This window comes from Cupriavidus sp. GW823-FHT06D04 (assembly GCF_058795055.1).
In genome coordinates this window covers 187,769-202,250 of the sequence record NZ_JBXAHL010000003.1, presented here as the reverse complement: position 1 = coordinate 202,250, position 14,482 = coordinate 187,769, and the positions used below count along the sequence as shown (strand labels likewise).

The window sequence follows — 14,482 nt, the reverse complement described above, 5'->3', positions numbered from 1 at the left end:
TGAACGGGAGTTGGTGATGCGGTCAATCCAGCTGTCGGCAATAGAGAACAGGCTGCCCGCGCCCGTTACGTGCGACGCGGCAGACGCACGTCAAACGTGGTCCCTGTCTGGTCGGAGCGCGCCTCGATCGATCCCTGATGGGCCTTGGTAATCTCGCTCACTATGTACAGCCCGAGTCCGAGGCCGTCCGCATTTTTGTTCTCCTGATCCGGGCCTCTCCTCAACGGATCAAAAAGGCGCTCCAGCGACAGCGGGTCAATGGCGGGACCACTGTTCCTGACCTCGAGACTGACTTCCGCGTCATGGCCGGTGACTGCAACGCAGACCGGCTCGTCCGGCGCGCCGTACCTTATCGCGTTAAGCACCAGATTGGAAAGCAGTTGCTGCAGGCGCAGGCCGTCCCAAATACCCTGCACGTTGCCCTTCACCTCAAGCTCGATGCGGCGGGTCGGATGAGCTGCACGCAACTGGTCCACGGTATCGGCGACCAATTCAGCCAGATCGACGTCGTAAGGCGTGATGTTGATGCCCAAGCCGAGTTTCGTTCGGTTGAAATCGCACAGATCATCCAGAAGAGAATTCATGCGGGAACCACTTCGAATCAGTCGGGCTGCAGCTTCCGATACCTTCTCCCCAGCGTTCAGCGCCGCCAGATATGAGGCGGTCGTCTGGATGGTCTGCAGTGGGCTGCGCATATCGTGCCCAACCATGCCGAGCAACAGGTCGCGAGCCTGCTCTACCTGCGAATGGAAAAATGCCACGGATTCCGCGACTGCCTGATCGATAGCCTCGTTGAACCGCATCACGTCGTCCAGATAAGGGGCGGCCGGCTGACATTCGTCAATCCACAAACGCAGCACGCTGGCGCGCAGCGCCAGGTACTCAGCGACCAGTTGATTGATGTTGAAGCCACCGCGCGCCCGCAGGAGGGCGTGCGTTTGTGCAGCGGTCTCCGGCGCACCGAGTAGCTTGGGAGCCTGTCCCATGGATTTTTCGCGTTGAGCTTCCCTCGTTTGCGGGGTCAACAAATCCTTCGCCACGGCTTGCAAGATCTGCGGTGCGTGGTCACGCAGCGCGAGGGAGTCCATGTTTCTTGCGGCTGGCAGCAGGGTGGTCGCAAACTCCTCCCACGCCGCCACAATGCGGCCTGTATCCCGCAAGATGAAGTCAGCTAGTCGCATGTCTTCTCCTGGAGAGAGCGAGCCCCGGAAATGCACGCTTGAGAATTTATCTTACGCTAGTAATCGGCGGTTCCAGCAGCGTTGGGAACGGACTTGCATGACCGATTCGGCACAAACGTCGGTTGACCGGCCATGGGGCGAAAGTGGTCTCCCGCAGACCCCTGGCGGCCCCGTTCAGCGCCGCTGCAGGCCGCCCGACTTGTGCTTCCTGACCGCACGCAGCACCAGGCCCGCCAGCACCGCGACGACCGCCAGGATGCCGACGGCGATAAGAAAAGGTAAGGGCCGATCGATTGCCAGGCTTTCCCCGGCGACGACGATACCAAATGCATAGCCCGCTTCGGCAATCGCCATCGCGGCCAGGAATTTGCGGAAGGGGTAATGCATGGAGCCGAACAGATAACCGGGAATTTCCGACGGAACCGCGATACAGAACAGCAGCACCGCCCAGAACTTCATGCGCTGCGACACGTAGTCCCGGTACTTCGCCAGCTTGTCCGCGTAACCACTACCGGGCCAAAGTTTCAAGGTGAGTCTGCAACGCCGGCTGTCCGGCTTCGACGACCACGTAATCAGCATGTATGCACGCGGGATGAGCGTGCGTGAGATTCAGGGCCATTTGCAGGAACTGTATGGGCTGCAGGTCTCGCCTGACCTGATTTCCACCATCACCGACGAAGTGCTGGCCGAGGTCGACCAATGGCAGCAGCGCCCGCTGGAGGCGATGTACCCCATCGTCTACTTCGACGCGCTGCGCCTGAAGATCCGCGACGAAGGCACCGTCAGGAACAAGGCCGTCTACCTGGCCTTGGGTATCCGCGCCGACGGGCGCAAGGAGGTGCTCGGGCTGTGGATCGAGCAAACCGAGGGCGCCAAGTTCTGGCTCAAGGTCTTCAACGAGTTGAAGAACCGCGGCCTGGACGACATCCTGGTCGCCGTCGTCGACGGCCTGCGTGGCTTCCCCCAGGCGATCGAGGCCGTCTACCCGGGCGCACAAATCCAGACCTGTATCGTCCACCTGATCCGCAACTCGCTGAACCTGGCGAGCTGGAAGGACCGCAAGGGCCTGGCGGCCGCGCTCAAGCCGATTTACCAGGCTGCCACGGCCGACGCCGCCGCCGGCGCGCTGCAGGCGTTCGCCGCCAGCGACTGGGGCCGGAAATTCCCCACGGTGGCCGACATGTGGCGCCGCCAATGGGAACAGGTCATCCCGTTCTTCGTCTACCCGCCCGAAGTACGCAGGATCATCTACACGACCAACGCCATTGAAAGCATGCACATGCAGTTGCGCAAGATCGTATAAGGATGTCAAAAAGGTCGTACCGCGCTTCATCAAGCGTTCATGTGCAGGCAGGCCATAGCCCTTGGGCAACTCGCCAGGTCGGAAGTAGCGTTCCTGGTCAACAAGGATAAACAGGATGTTGTACGGTCCCGATGCCGGGCTCCCGGTGGCCTGGGCCGCGTCGCTTGCCCCGGCAGGGGCATCCTTGGCATCCGCGCCTGCGCCAAGACCCAATGCCATGGTGCCAACCCCGGCAGTCTGGAGGAAATCGCGCCGCGTCAATGTGCCGCCAGGCTTGTTGTCGTTGCTCATTGGCTTCTCCCTGCCTGTTTGCGCGGCCCATGGCGGGTGGACGCTGCGCTGCTGCAGGCCCGCCCAGGCATGCGTAAGGCAGTCTAGCAAGCACGTTTTCTGCCGCCAAGGCTGGGTGCGGCGCCGGCAGGAGGCGATGGTTGGCAACCACACACATTCGCGGTTCAGGCAGTCGAACTACGTTTCGCAGATGATCGGAGTGCGGACAAGATTCCCCACACCCTGGGACTGCGCTTGCCGCTTCACAACATATCCTCGATGGGATCTCGTTGCGAGCGAATCTCCTCCGGACTGAGGACGATATAGCCCAGCGACTTCAGCAACTGCACCGCCTCCAGCTCCGCGTCCAGGTACACCGGCCGTTCCGGGCGGCGCGGGCGCGGCGCGGCCGGCAGCCATGCGGCGCTGGCCTGCGCGGCGGGCGCTGGCTGGCCGTCAGACCATCGCGCGGTCAGGATGCGGCAATGCTCCAGGTTGGGCTTCCAGGCAACGTCCACGGCGGCATTGAACCTGGCGGTGCAAAGCCGCAAGCGCTTCAGCGCCTTCAGCCAGTTGATGAAGGCATCGCGCTCCGGTGGCTGGTAGCCCTTCAGCAAGGTAGCCAGGCTGTCTTGCGCAGTGGCGCTGTCGGCTGCCTGGTCGTCTTCTAGCAGGGCAAGCTCAAGCGCCACGTGCTGGCGGCCGTCATGGTCATAGATCGCGCAGTCGGCGTCCAGCACGCCTTCGCGCAGCAGCTCGCACAGCAGTACCCAGGCCCTTGGATTCTTGTCGAGCCGGCCTTCGAGCGTCGGGTCGATCTGGCTGAGAATGTCCGGGATGGGGCGCGCCTTGTCTGACTGGATGGCCAGGGCGAATGCCATCGTGTTGTCGGACGGCCTGGCTCCGCTTGCCAGCATCTGCAATGACGCTTCCCAGAGTTCGCGGATTTCTGCCGCGGTATCCACAGCATGCATCCATGCATAGTCCTCCAGCGCCGCGCACAGCCTGCGCGCGGGCCTGGCCAGCTGGCCGGCCAGCGTCTTGATAAAACCCGTGCAATGCGCGCAGCGGCATTCCAGGCGGCCCGCATGCAGGAAACCGGCGTACAGCCGTTCCTGGTGTCCGCAGTGTGCGCATTCGATTGAGAAGCCGCCCTGCCGTGCCGGCCGCTGCGAGGCGAGCAGCCCGTCGACCTGATAGTGCGCCGGTCCGTCGCAGCACGGGCAGATCCATTGCAGCTTGTGCGCGCCGTCCCGAGGTCGCGCCGCCCGGTCGAACTGGCGCTCGATGGCGCTGCGCGGAATGCCCTGCGCGCGCCCGACCACGTCTGCGCTGTAGCGCCAATAGCAGTACGAGTGGGCGGCAGCGGCGATCTCCGGAGAGAGCCGCTGCAGATCCGGCATCAGGCGGGGGCTGTGCCGGATCTCGTCGGCCATGGCATCGATCTGCGCTGGCCCGCCCGGCATCACCGCCTCAAGGGCAGCGCGGCTCTGTTCCAGGAAATCGGGCACGTAGACCCGGCGGATGTAGTCCTCGTTCTCGAGCCAGAGCAAGTGGCCGGGGAGGGCTTCCAGTACATCAACCCCTTCCCTGACTTCCGACATGCCGGCGCAGGCGAGAAACGTGAACGGCTTACTAAACAGGAAGGCGTCTGTCATGTTGTCGTCAACGGAGTATCCCGCCCACGAGCTGGCAACATGCCTCGTGTGCGATGGGTCACCACCCCGTGACTCGGCCAAGCAAGCGCACGGAAAGCGCAATCCTGATGGCGCCTTCCGTTCCGGGGACTTCCCCCTTCTTGTTTTCAGATCCATGGGACCTGTGCGGATTTTGCATCTGCCGCATTGGACAGCATAGGCGAACCTGACGCCTCGTTACAGAGGAATTCCTTTTCTTGACGTCCTCGTCCTACGACCTGGGAGACCCGCCGGGGCACCACCGTTGCCATCCTGATTCATTCGCTCCAGGACCCGCCTGGCCTTGCCCTCGCAATCTTCGCCTTCCCTGGTGCCGTTGATCTCGTCGATCAGTGCGACGAGGCGGTGCTTGCTCTGCGCCAGACGCTGCTCCAGCAACTCGATCTCATCGACCTTGCGCCGCAGGGCTTGGAGGAGTTGGTCATGTGGCCACTTGTCCAGGTCTGGTGGCAGGATGGCTCGAATCTCTTCCAGGGAGAAGCCCGAGCCTTGCGCACACATGATGATCTCCAGCCTGGTCAACGTTTCCGGCGCGTATTCGCGATAGCCGTTGGCTTGCCGCTGCGCGGGCTCGAGCAGGCCGCTCGCTTCATAAAACCGGATGCGTGAGGCGGCAATGCCACTCAGTCGAGCCAGTTCTCCGATTTTCATCCGCATTCTCCAGAGGCCTTGACCTTAAAGTTGACTTTAAGCTTAAAGTCGGGCTCTGGTCAAATCAGGATGCCTCCCATGAAGCTGTTCACACCCCTTGCCCTGCCCAACGGCGCTGTGATTCCCAACCGTCTCGCCAAAGCGGCCATGGAAGAGAATATGGCGGATGCGGACCACGCCCCATCGGATGCGCTGCTGCGCTTGTACGACGCCTGGGCCAACGGCATGGCAGGCCTGATCCTGACCGGCAACGTCATGGTGGATCACCGTGCTATGACCGGGCCCAACGGTGTGGTCCTGGAAGACGACACCCGCCTGGACCGCTTCCGGCATTGGGCCCGCACCGCACGGGCCGGCGGCGCCCATGTCTGGATGCAAATCAACCACCCCGGGCGCCAGATGCCTGCGGCACTCGGCCAGACCACCTTGGCGCCGTCGGCCGTTCCGCTGGACCTCGGGGCGCTGTCCAAGCAGTTTCCCGTGCCCAGGGAAATGACCGGCCGGGACATCGCCGACGTACAGCAGCGCTTTACACGATCCGCCCAACTGGCGGAACGAAGCGGCTTTACCGGGGTGCAGATTCATGCGGCCCATGGCTACCTGTTGAGCCAGTTCCTGTCACCGATCGCCAACAAGCGGCAGGACCAGTGGGGCGGCAGTATCGAGAACCGTGCGCGCCTGCTGCTCGGCATCGTCCGGTCCGTACGAAGCGCGGTATCGCCCCGGTTCGCGGTCTCGGTCAAGCTGAATTCGGCTGACTTCCAGCGCGGCGGCTTCAGCGCCGATGACGCGAGGCGGGTGGTCGAGATGCTCAACCCGCTCAACGTCGACCTGATCGAGCTGTCGGGCGGAAGCTATGAGGCGCCGGCAATGCAGGGGCAAGCCCGTGATGGCCGCACGCTGGCCCGGGAAGCCTACTTCCTGGAGTTTGCGCGCGACATCGCGTCCGTCGCGCGCATGCCCTTGATGGTCACCGGAGGCATCCGCCGCCGCGCCGTGGCCGAACAGGTGATCGACAGTGGCATCGCCATGGCGGGCATCGCCACAGCGCTGTCCATCGACCCGAACCTGCCGCGCAACTGGCATGCAGGAAAGAACAATGCGCCCGCGCTGCGATCGATCACCTGGAAGAACAAGACGCTGGGCTCCCTGGCCAATATGGCCGTCGTCAAGTTCCAGCTCAAACGGCTCAGTGAGGGACGTGTCACGGACCCACGCATCTCGCCCGTCAGGGCGCTAGTGTTGCAGCAGCTGTCCACTTCGTGCCAGACGCGGCGGTATCGCCGATGGACGACGCAGCGGGCCGGTGCCCGTTAGTGGTGGTTGTGCGGGGCCACCGGGAATCGCGTGCGCCAAGGCGGGCGGCGTGACGTCAACCGCCGGGCAGGCGATCGCGACACAATTAGTTCACAACGTGACAGAGTTTTCTATACTCCTTATTTTTCGACTCGAACAATAGGATGTGACGCCATGAAACTTGCAAATTTCGCCTTGGCTGCGGCCATATTGTTTTCGGCAGGCACGACGTTTGCCCAGGATGCTGTCAACGACGCGCAGATCGCCTCGATCGTGGTCACAGCAAATCAGGTCGATATCGACGCCGGGAAATTGGCAAAAAGGAAGGCATCTGGCAAGGACGTGAAGGCGTTCGCGCGACAGATGATCACGGATCACACCGGTGTCAACAAGTCGGCCACCGCCCTGGTAAAGAAGCTGAAGGTGAAGCCAGAGGGCAATCCGACCAGCACAAGCCTCAAGTCGGATGGCGACAAGAATCTCAGCAAGCTCAAAGGCCTCAAGGGTGCGGAGTTCGATAGCGCCTATATCGACAATGAGGTGACTTATCACCAGGCCGTGATCGACGCGATGGACAAGACGTTGATTCCCGGCGCCAAGAACGAAGAGCTGAAGGCGTTGCTGGTGAAGGTTCGTCCGGCCTTCGTGGCGCATCTTGAGCATGCCAAGCAAATCCAGGGTTCGCTGGGCAAGAAGTGACAGAGCGCGTGGATCGCACCGGGAGCCGGCATCGGCTTGCTGCCTGGATTCCGCTGCTTATGGTGGCGAGGAGTTGTGCCAGTTGGCCGGCGCTTGGCCGGCCGGCTACCCATACCGTGCTGATGGACGGTACTGCATACGTACCGCGGACACTCGCCGTACGGCGCGGTGACGTTGTGGTGTGGGTCAATAAGGACCCGTTTCCGCATACCGTGACCGCGTCGGGCGGCGGCTTTGATTCCAAGGCCATCGCCCCGGGTAAGTCGTGGACGTACACGGCAAGGAAGACCGGCGTGTTCCCGTACACCTGTACCTTGCATCCGACCATGACAGGCACGCTCAGCGTGGGGTCGAATGCAAAGGCCAGTGGCGAATGACGCCAGCCGCGCGGATGCCCCGTCAGGTGATCGCGCCAAGCTGCCAGGGAACGAACTCGTTCTGGCCGTAACCGTGCAATTCGCTCTTTGAGCGCTGTCCCGACGCTGCCGCCAGCATGAGGCGGAAAATCTCTTCCCCAAGCGCGTCGATCGTCTGCGTGCCGTCGATCACGGTGCCGCAGTTGATGTCGATATCCTCCTGCTGGCGCTGCCACAAGGCGGTATTGGTGCCGAGCTTCAGGGACGGGGACGGTGCACAGCCATAGGCGGAGCCGCGCCCGGTGGTAAAGCAGATCAGGTTGGCGCCGCCGGCCACCTGTCCGGTCGCCGAGACCGGATCGTAGCCAGGGGTGTCCATGAAGACCAGGCCAGCCGCCTCCACCGGCTCTGCGTAGCGGTATACGTCGACCAGGTTGGTGGTGCCGCCCTTGGCCACGGCACCGAGCGATTTCTCCAGGATGGTGGTGAGTCCGCCCGCCTTGTTGCCGGCGGACGGGTTGTTGTCCAGGCTGGCGTTCATGCGCGCGCAGTAGGCTTCCCACCAGCGGATGCGGTCGAGCAGCTTGTGCCCGACTTCCGGCGAGACGGCACGGCGCGTCAGCAAATGCTCGGCGCCATAGATCTCCGGCGTCTCCGACAGGATGGCGGTACCCCCGTGCGCCACCAGCCGGTCGACGGCTGCGCCGAGCGCGGGATTGGCGCTGATGCCGGAATAGCCGTCGGAGCCGCCGCATTGCAGTCCGACCACCAGGTGGCTGGCATCGACGGGCTCGCGTCGCACCCGGTTGGCGTCGGGCAGCATCGCCTTGATCTGCTCGATGCCTGCCGCCACCGTACGGGCCGTGCCGCCGGTGGCCTGGATGGTCATGGTTTTCAGCGCGGCGCCGCGCGCCAGTCCCTCGCTGTCGAGCAGGCCGTCGATCTGGTTGGTTTCGCAGCCCAGCCCGACGATCAGCACGGCGGCAAAGTTGGGGTGGCGCGCATAGCCCGCCAACGTGCGTCGCAGCAGCGCCAGGCCTTCGCCTTCGCCATCCACCGCGCAGCCTTGCCCGTGCGTCAGCGCCACCACGCCATCCACGTTCGGGTAGTCTGCCAGCGCCTGCGGATTGAGCTCGCGCCGGAAATGCTCGGCGATGGCGCGTGCCGCGGTGGCAGAGCAATTGACGGAGGTAAGGATGCCGATGTAGTTGCGCGTGCCGACCCGCCCATCGGCGCGGACGATGCCCATGAACTGCGCGCGCTGCGGCGCCACGGCGGCAGGGCGCGTCGCGGTACCAAACGCGTAGTCGCGCTCGAACTCGCCGATGGCCAGGTTGTGGGTGTGGACGTGCTCGCCCGGTGCGACCGGACGCGTAGCGAAGCCGATGATCTGCCCGTAGCGCCGCACCGGCGCGCCGGCTTCAAGGGCGCGCACTGCCAGCTTGTGCCCTGCGGGCACCAGGCCGCGCACCACCAGGCCTGCGCCGAGGCGCGCGCCTGCCACCAGTTGCGCACGCGCGATGACGACATCGTCATCCGGATGCAGCCGTATGACGAGTTCGGCCGCGGTTGCTGCTTCCTGTTCCAGGACGACGCTCATGCTGCGGCCGCCAGATCGTGCGCGCCTTGCAGCGCGGCGCGTGTCGGCACGCCGTCGACCAGGCGCGGCAGCTGCCACGGGTTACGGTCGCGCAAGGCCGGTGGGAGCACGGAATCGGGATAGTTCTGGTAGCACACCGGGCGCAGGAAGCGCTCGATGGCAGCGCTGCCGACGGAGGTGCCGCGCGCATCGGTGGTAGCCGGGTAGGGGCCGCCGTGGACGATGGCGTCGCTGACTTCCACGCCGGTCGGGTAACCGTTGAAGAGCAAACGGCCGACCTTGCTTTCCAATAGCGCGATCAGCGCGGCGTGGTGATGGAGGTCACCGTCATCGGCCATCAGCGTGGCCGTAAGCTGGCCGCGCATCCGTTCGGCAAAGGCCAGGAAGTCATCTTCGGAATCCAGCGCGACGATCACCGTCGACGGGCCGAATACCTCCTCCTCCAGCGGACGATTTTCCGCAAACAGCACGCTGCGATCGGCCTTCAGCAGATGTCCGCCGATGCGGCCGTCCGCTTGCTTTGACACCAGGACTTCCACGCCGGGGACTTCGCGCAAGCCGGCCAGCCCGCGCTGGAAATTGTCCCGGATGCCGGCGCCCAGCATGGGCTGCGGCTCGGCCAGCGCCAGTGCCGTGCCGAGTTCGGCGACGAACGCATCGAATGCCGGCGAGCGGATGCCAAGCACCAACCCCGGGTTGGTGCAAAGCTGGCCGCAGCCGAAGGTCACCGAGGCTGCCAGTTCGCGCGCAATCTGCGCGCCGCGAGCGGACAGTGCCGAGGGCATCAGAAACACCGGGTTCACGCTCGACATCTCCGCAAACACCGGAATCGGATCCGGCCTCGATTGCGCCAGATCGAACAACGCCCGGCCCGCAGCCAGTGACCCGGTAAAGCCTACGGCCTTGATGTGCGGCGCCCGTACCAGTGCCGCGCCGGCGGCTGCGGTGCCGAACACCATGTTGAAGACGCCCGCCGGCGCACCGCTGCGCGCGATCGCGCGTTCGATTGCATTGGCCACGTATGCAGACGTGACCATGTGGCCCGGATGCGCCTTCACCACCACCGGGCAGCCCGCTGCCAGCGCCGAAGCCGTGTCGCCGCCGGCCACCGAGAATGCGAGTGGGAAATTGCCGGCGCCGAAGACCGCCACCGGACCCACGCCGACGCGGTACTGCCGCAGGTCGGGCCGCGGCAGCGGCTGGCGCGCAGGCTGCGCGCGGTCGATGCGGACATCGAGGAAGTCACCGCGCCATACCGTGGCCGCGAACATGCGCAGCTGATTGCTGGTGCGCTTGCGCTCGCCTTCCAGCCGCGCCGGCGGCAGGGCGGTCTCGCGGCTGGCCGCCGCGATGAACGCCTGGTCCAGCGCATCGATTTCATCGGCGATGGTTTCCAGCAGCGCGGCGCGTTCGGCCGGGCTGCTGGCGCGGAATGCGGGGAAGGCCTGGTGCGCGGCCAGCGCGGCTGCTGCAACTTCGGCTCCGGTGGCTTCGTGGAAGCTGACCGGGTATCGCTCGCCGGTCACGGCGTCAACGCTGTACAGCGGGGTGCCGGCGGCACGGCGTTCGCCGCCGATGTAGTGAAGTCCGAGGATGGTCATGTCAGGTGTTTGGATGCAGGGAATACGGGACGCGGTCAGGCCGCCTCGGAGGAGCCAAGCCGCAACGTCGAATCGCGGCGGGCCCGTGCGCCGATGCTCATCAGCAGCAGCACGCCGACCACGCCTGCGATGGCCAGGGCCAGCATGCCCGCTTGCTGGCTATGGAATGCGGATTCGACAGCGGTCTTCAGCGTCGGCGCGATAAAGCCACCGAGATTGCCCAGCGCCCCGATCAGGGCGATGCCGCTGGCCGCAGCGGTGCCACTCAGGTACGCGGTGGGCAGCGTCCAGAACAGCGGCTGGACCACGACAAAGCCGACGGTAGCCAGGCAGAACGCCATCAGCACGGGCACCAGTTCGTGCCCCAGCGTCGACAGTGCGATGCCGGTGGCCGCCATCGCGAGCATGGCCATGGCGAATTCCCGTTGCTTGCCCCTGGCGTCCGCGATGCCGGTGATCAGACGCAGGGAAACCAGCGCGCACAGCCACGGAATCGCGGTGAGCAGGCCGACCTTGGCACCAATCGCCGTGCCGGTCAGCTCGGAAATACGCGTCGGCAGGTAGAAGATGACGCCGTAGACGCTGACCTGGATGGCGAAGTAGATGGCGACGAAACGCAGCACTTGCCAGTTGCCCAGCGCGCTCAGTGCGGTTGCCGGGCCATGCGCGGTCTTCTGGTTGTCTTCCGCGGTGATAGCGGCTTCGAGCGCAGTCTTCTCGTCGGCGTTCAGCCACTTGGCATCGCGCGGCTTGCTGACTAGGTAGAAGAAGGCGATCACGCCCACCACCGACGCCGCCAGGCCTTCGATGATGAACATCCATTGCCAGTTGCGCAGGGCCAGCTGGCCACCCATCACATCGAGCAGCAGCCCCGAGACCGGCCCGCCCAGCACCAGTGCCACCGGCAAGCCGAAGTAGTAGACGCCGAGCGCCTTGCCGCGCTGGCTGGCCGGGAACCAGTAGGTCGAGTACAGGATCACGCCCGGCGAGAAGCCCGCTTCGGCGACGCCAAGGATAAAGCGCAGCACGTAGAACGAGGTCTCGTCATGCGCGAACATCATGGCCGCCGAGGCCAGCCCCCAGGTGACCATGATGCGGCTGAGCCAGACCCTGGCGCCGACCCGGTGCAGAATCAGGTTGCTGGGGATTTCGAAGACGGCATAGCCGATGAAGAAAATGCCGGCGCCAAGCGCATAGGCCGCGTTGCCGATATTGGAATCGACCATCAGGGCTTGCTTGACGAAGCCGACGTTGGAGCGGTCGAGCATTGACAGCGCGAACATCAGTGCAAGGAAAGGCGCGAGGCGCAGGCGGGCCTTGCTTACCGCGCTTGCGAGCGGATCGCGGTTGGCAGCTTGAGTCTGCATGGGTTTGTCTCCGGTACGAAGCCGCGCGTCGCGGCCTCATGTCATGGATTGCGGCATCCCCGTCTTTTGCTTGCGCGAGGGTTGCTGCGGTGTTCAGGGCGGGGCGCCGTGGCGCCCGTTCAGAAATCGCCGTTCAGAAAGTGGTGTGGCCACGTGCGGCCAGGTTGGCCATCAGGGCGCGTACGCCGAACGTCCACGGAGCGATACGGTCGCTGCGGCCCACGCGGTTGACCAGGCTGCCGAGCTGGCGGCTGGAGATGGTGACAAGATCACCACCCTTGTGGGTGAAGCCGCCGCCCGCGGTGTCGCGGTCTTCCACCGGCGCGAACAGCGTGCCGAGGAACAGCATGGCGCCATCGGGATACTGGTGGGTCGCCCCCATTGCCTGCTCGGCCAGCTCCAGCGGGTCGCGTGTGATCTGGTCCATCGAGCTGGTGCCGGACAACACGAAGCCGTCCAGGCCATCGACACGCAGAACCACCGTCGCCCGCCGCACGTCGTCGAGCGAGAAACTCTGGTCGAACAGGCGCAGGAATGGACCGATCGCGCAGGAGCCGTTATTGTCCTTGGCCTTGCCCAGCAGCAACGCACTGCGGCCCTCGAAGTCGCGCAGGTTGACGTCATTACCCAGCGTGGCGCCGAGCACATCACCGCGGCTGTTGATGGCCAGCACGATCTCGGGTTCCGGATTGTTCCATGCCGAGCCGGGATGCAGTCCGATTTCCGTACCGGTGCCAAGCGCCGAAAGCAGCGGTGCCTTGGTGAAGATCTCGGCGTCCGGGCCGATGCCCACCTCAAGGTATTGCGACCACATGCCATGCTCGATCAGCAAGGCCTTGAGTTCGCCCGCCTCGCGGGAACCCGGCCGGATCCGGGACAGGCGCTCGCCCACCAGCGCCTGGATCCGGTTGCGGACCTCGGCGGCGCCTTGCGGGTCGCCCTTGGTCTGCTCTTCGATGACACGCTCGACCAAGCTGCCGGCAAAGGTCACGCCTGCCGCCTTGATCACCTGCAGGTCGCATGGCGCCAGCAGGCGGGCCACGCCGTCGCTGCCGTGCGGATCGGCCGTGTTGGCCAGCAGGTCGTCCAGCTTGCCGATCCAGCGCCCGGGCGCATTGTGCACCACCGTGAGCGGGTCGTCCTGTTCGAGCAGGGTGCTCATGGTCGGGGCGACATCGGAAATGTCGAATACACCATCCGGCCGCAAGACCACGACAGCCGGGCCGGCCGGAACGCCGTCACCGGCCGGGATCCATGCGCGGCCGACCAGCGTCCCCGCCAGCCCGTCGGCAGGAAGCGTTTGCGTAGCGCTGAGCGTGAGCGGCAATGCCATCGATTGTCTCCACTGATGTAGTTGTCATGAGCGCCGCGACCACCGCAGCGTTGGGTGGAACTCTATGTGGCAGTCCGATAAACATCCAATCGATTATTGGGTAGAATCGATTCCGTTTAGTTATTGATTCAGCCGGGTTTACCCCCTTCATGGCCAGACAAACTGCTTCCGCCCCTTCCGCCGTGCTAGCCAAGCTGCGCTTCCGGCACCTGCAGCTGCTGGATGTGCTGGGACGCAGCCGCAACCTGCGCATCGCGGCCGAGCAGCTGCATATCACCCAGCCGGCTGCCACGAAGATACTGAGCGACATTGAAGACACTCTGCAGGCCAGGTTGTTCGATCGCTTGCCAAGGGATATGCGCCCGACCGAATTGGGCGAGTTCGCGCTGCGCTACGCATCGACGGCGCTGGCCGAACTCGGCAAGTTTGTGAGCGAACTGGAAGCGCTGCGGGCCGGCGGGCACGGCCACCTCACGGTTGGCGCGATTTCGGCGTCGGCCGCGCAGGTGGTGACCACGGCGATCCGCGAGATCCTGCAGCAGCGCCCGCGGCTGGTCGTCAAGCTGATCGAGCAGAGCAGTGACCAGCTCGCCGTCTGGCTGGAAGACCGGAAGCTGGACATCATGGTCGGGCGCCTGACCGAGCCACGGCACCAGGCGATCTTCGATTTCGAGGCACTGTCGCCAGAGCCGGTATGGGTCGTCTGCCGGCCGGGACATCCCTTGCTGGACAGGCCCAGGCTGGAAATTGCCGACATCGGCGCATGGCCGTGGATCCTTTACCCGCAGCTCACCGCCATCCGGCAACTGTTCGATGAAACCATTGCGGCAGCAGGCATCCAGGGCCTGGTCGGCATGGTGGAAACACCGTCAATCTTTTCCACGCTGGAACTGCTGCAGGCGACGGATATGCTTTCGCTGCAGCCGCGCGCCGTGGTCGAGCGCTTCGTCGCGGAACGCATGCTGTCACACGTGCCGGTGCCCATCCGGCGCGCCATGTCGAGCTACGGCATTGTCACCCGCAAGAATGAGCTGCCGTCGGAGGCCATGTTGCAGTTCATGGCGGCGCTACGGGCGGCGGCCCGGTGAGACGGCACGGGGATCGGAGATAGCAGGCGGGTCCGATGAG

The 14,482-nt window shown here is 64.7% G+C and carries 12 protein-coding genes and 2 pseudogenes; 5 read left to right on the top strand and 9 right to left on the bottom strand.

Annotation, left to right across the window (positions count from 1 at the left end):
* Nucleotides 1-65: 65 nt before the first annotated feature.
* Nucleotides 66-1,181 (bottom strand): sensor histidine kinase, encoded by a 1,116-nt coding sequence (locus AC1Q7H_RS07020; RefSeq protein ID WP_013952035.1) that lies wholly within the window; start codon nucleotides 1,179-1,181, stop codon nucleotides 66-68.
* A 174-nt stretch (nucleotides 1,182-1,355) separates the two neighbouring features.
* Nucleotides 1,356-1,640: a hypothetical protein gene (locus AC1Q7H_RS07015; protein WP_319609819.1), complete on the bottom strand. Its 285-nt coding sequence runs from the start codon at nucleotides 1,638-1,640 to the stop codon at nucleotides 1,356-1,358.
* 79 nt (nucleotides 1,641-1,719) lie between these two features.
* Between AC1Q7H_RS07015 and AC1Q7H_RS07010 the strand changes: the two are divergent.
* Nucleotides 1,720-2,481: pseudogene (locus tag AC1Q7H_RS07010) on the top strand (IS256 family transposase); the annotation flags it as partial.
* Nucleotides 2,482-2,682: 201 nt separating this feature from the next.
* Here the strand turns inward: AC1Q7H_RS07010 and AC1Q7H_RS07005 are convergent.
* From AC1Q7H_RS07005 to AC1Q7H_RS06995, 3 genes and pseudogenes are all read right to left on the bottom strand, one after another.
* A pseudogene (locus AC1Q7H_RS07005) lies at nucleotides 2,683-2,775 on the bottom strand (twin-arginine translocation signal domain-containing protein); the annotation flags it as partial.
* Between the two features lie 242 nt (nucleotides 2,776-3,017).
* Nucleotides 3,018-4,412, bottom strand: a complete 1,395-nt coding sequence (locus tag AC1Q7H_RS07000; RefSeq protein ID WP_492381073.1) for a hypothetical protein — start codon at nucleotides 4,410-4,412, stop codon at nucleotides 3,018-3,020.
* A gap of 216 nt (nucleotides 4,413-4,628) precedes the next feature.
* The gene (locus AC1Q7H_RS06995) at nucleotides 4,629-5,102 is read right to left on the bottom strand and encodes a MerR family transcriptional regulator (protein ID WP_013952041.1); all 474 of its coding nucleotides are present in this window, start codon (nucleotides 5,100-5,102) and stop codon (nucleotides 4,629-4,631) included.
* A 78-nt stretch (nucleotides 5,103-5,180) separates the two neighbouring features.
* Between AC1Q7H_RS06995 and AC1Q7H_RS06990 the strand changes: the two genes are divergently transcribed.
* From AC1Q7H_RS06990 to AC1Q7H_RS06980, 3 genes are all read left to right on the top strand, one after another.
* Nucleotides 5,181-6,419, top strand: a complete 1,239-nt coding sequence (locus AC1Q7H_RS06990) for an NADH:flavin oxidoreductase/NADH oxidase family protein (protein WP_492381103.1) — start codon at nucleotides 5,181-5,183, stop codon at nucleotides 6,417-6,419.
* A gap of 153 nt (nucleotides 6,420-6,572) precedes the next feature.
* Nucleotides 6,573-7,097, top strand: a complete 525-nt coding sequence (locus tag AC1Q7H_RS06985; RefSeq protein ID WP_211979610.1) for a DUF4142 domain-containing protein — start codon at nucleotides 6,573-6,575, stop codon at nucleotides 7,095-7,097.
* A 59-nt stretch (nucleotides 7,098-7,156) separates the two neighbouring features.
* Nucleotides 7,157-7,474, top strand: a complete 318-nt coding sequence (locus AC1Q7H_RS06980; protein WP_492381072.1) for a cupredoxin domain-containing protein — start codon at nucleotides 7,157-7,159, stop codon at nucleotides 7,472-7,474.
* A gap of 22 nt (nucleotides 7,475-7,496) precedes the next feature.
* On the opposite strand, the gene AC1Q7H_RS06975 is transcribed toward AC1Q7H_RS06980, so the two are convergent.
* From AC1Q7H_RS06975 to AC1Q7H_RS06960, 4 genes are all read right to left on the bottom strand, one after another.
* A complete protein-coding gene (locus tag AC1Q7H_RS06975; RefSeq protein WP_211979611.1) occupies nucleotides 7,497-9,053 on the bottom strand; it encodes a UxaA family hydrolase in 1,557 nt (518 codons plus the stop codon).
* On the bottom strand, nucleotides 9,050-10,654 hold the full coding sequence (locus AC1Q7H_RS06970; protein WP_492381071.1) for an aldehyde dehydrogenase (NADP(+)): 1,605 nt from the start codon (nucleotides 10,652-10,654) through the stop codon (nucleotides 9,050-9,052). Before AC1Q7H_RS06970 ends, AC1Q7H_RS06975 begins: the two co-directional genes overlap by 4 nt.
* A gap of 35 nt (nucleotides 10,655-10,689) precedes the next feature.
* Nucleotides 10,690-12,021: an MFS transporter gene (locus tag AC1Q7H_RS06965; RefSeq protein WP_211979613.1), complete on the bottom strand. Its 1,332-nt coding sequence runs from the start codon at nucleotides 12,019-12,021 to the stop codon at nucleotides 10,690-10,692.
* A 133-nt stretch (nucleotides 12,022-12,154) separates the two neighbouring features.
* Nucleotides 12,155-13,354: a fumarylacetoacetate hydrolase family protein gene (locus AC1Q7H_RS06960; protein WP_492380159.1), complete on the bottom strand. Its 1,200-nt coding sequence runs from the start codon at nucleotides 13,352-13,354 to the stop codon at nucleotides 12,155-12,157.
* A gap of 149 nt (nucleotides 13,355-13,503) precedes the next feature.
* Here AC1Q7H_RS06960 and AC1Q7H_RS06955 point away from each other — a divergent pair, with 149 nt between their 5' ends.
* On the top strand, nucleotides 13,504-14,442 hold the full coding sequence (locus AC1Q7H_RS06955) for a LysR substrate-binding domain-containing protein (RefSeq protein ID WP_013952049.1): 939 nt from the start codon (nucleotides 13,504-13,506) through the stop codon (nucleotides 14,440-14,442).
* Nucleotides 14,443-14,482 lie beyond the last annotated feature (40 nt).

Bases quoted from the DNA above. Each gene is read 5' to 3' on its own strand.
- AC1Q7H_RS07020 (WP_013952035.1), bottom strand. From the start codon at position 1,181: ATGCGACTAGCTGACTTCATCTTGCGGGATACAGGCCGCATTGTGGCG.
- AC1Q7H_RS07015 (WP_319609819.1), bottom strand. From the start codon at position 1,640: ATGAAGTTCTGGGCGGTGCTGCTGTTCTGTATCGCGGTTCCGTCGGAA.
- AC1Q7H_RS07000 (WP_492381073.1), bottom strand. From the start codon at position 4,412: ATGACAGACGCCTTCCTGTTTAGTAAGCCGTTCACGTTTCTCGCCTGC.
- AC1Q7H_RS06995 (WP_013952041.1), bottom strand. From the start codon at position 5,102: ATGAAAATCGGAGAACTGGCTCGACTGAGTGGCATTGCCGCCTCACGC.
- AC1Q7H_RS06990 (WP_492381103.1), top strand. From the start codon at position 5,181: ATGAAGCTGTTCACACCCCTTGCCCTGCCCAACGGCGCTGTGATTCCC.
- AC1Q7H_RS06985 (WP_211979610.1), top strand. From the start codon at position 6,573: ATGAAACTTGCAAATTTCGCCTTGGCTGCGGCCATATTGTTTTCGGCA.
- AC1Q7H_RS06980 (WP_492381072.1), top strand. From the start codon at position 7,157: ATGGTGGCGAGGAGTTGTGCCAGTTGGCCGGCGCTTGGCCGGCCGGCT.
- AC1Q7H_RS06975 (WP_211979611.1), bottom strand. From the start codon at position 9,053: ATGAGCGTCGTCCTGGAACAGGAAGCAGCAACCGCGGCCGAACTCGTC.
- AC1Q7H_RS06970 (WP_492381071.1), bottom strand. From the start codon at position 10,654: ATGACCATCCTCGGACTTCACTACATCGGCGGCGAACGCCGTGCCGCC.
- AC1Q7H_RS06965 (WP_211979613.1), bottom strand. From the start codon at position 12,021: ATGCAGACTCAAGCTGCCAACCGCGATCCGCTCGCAAGCGCGGTAAGC.
- AC1Q7H_RS06960 (WP_492380159.1), bottom strand. From the start codon at position 13,354: ATGGCATTGCCGCTCACGCTCAGCGCTACGCAAACGCTTCCTGCCGAC.
- AC1Q7H_RS06955 (WP_013952049.1), top strand. From the start codon at position 13,504: ATGGCCAGACAAACTGCTTCCGCCCCTTCCGCCGTGCTAGCCAAGCTG.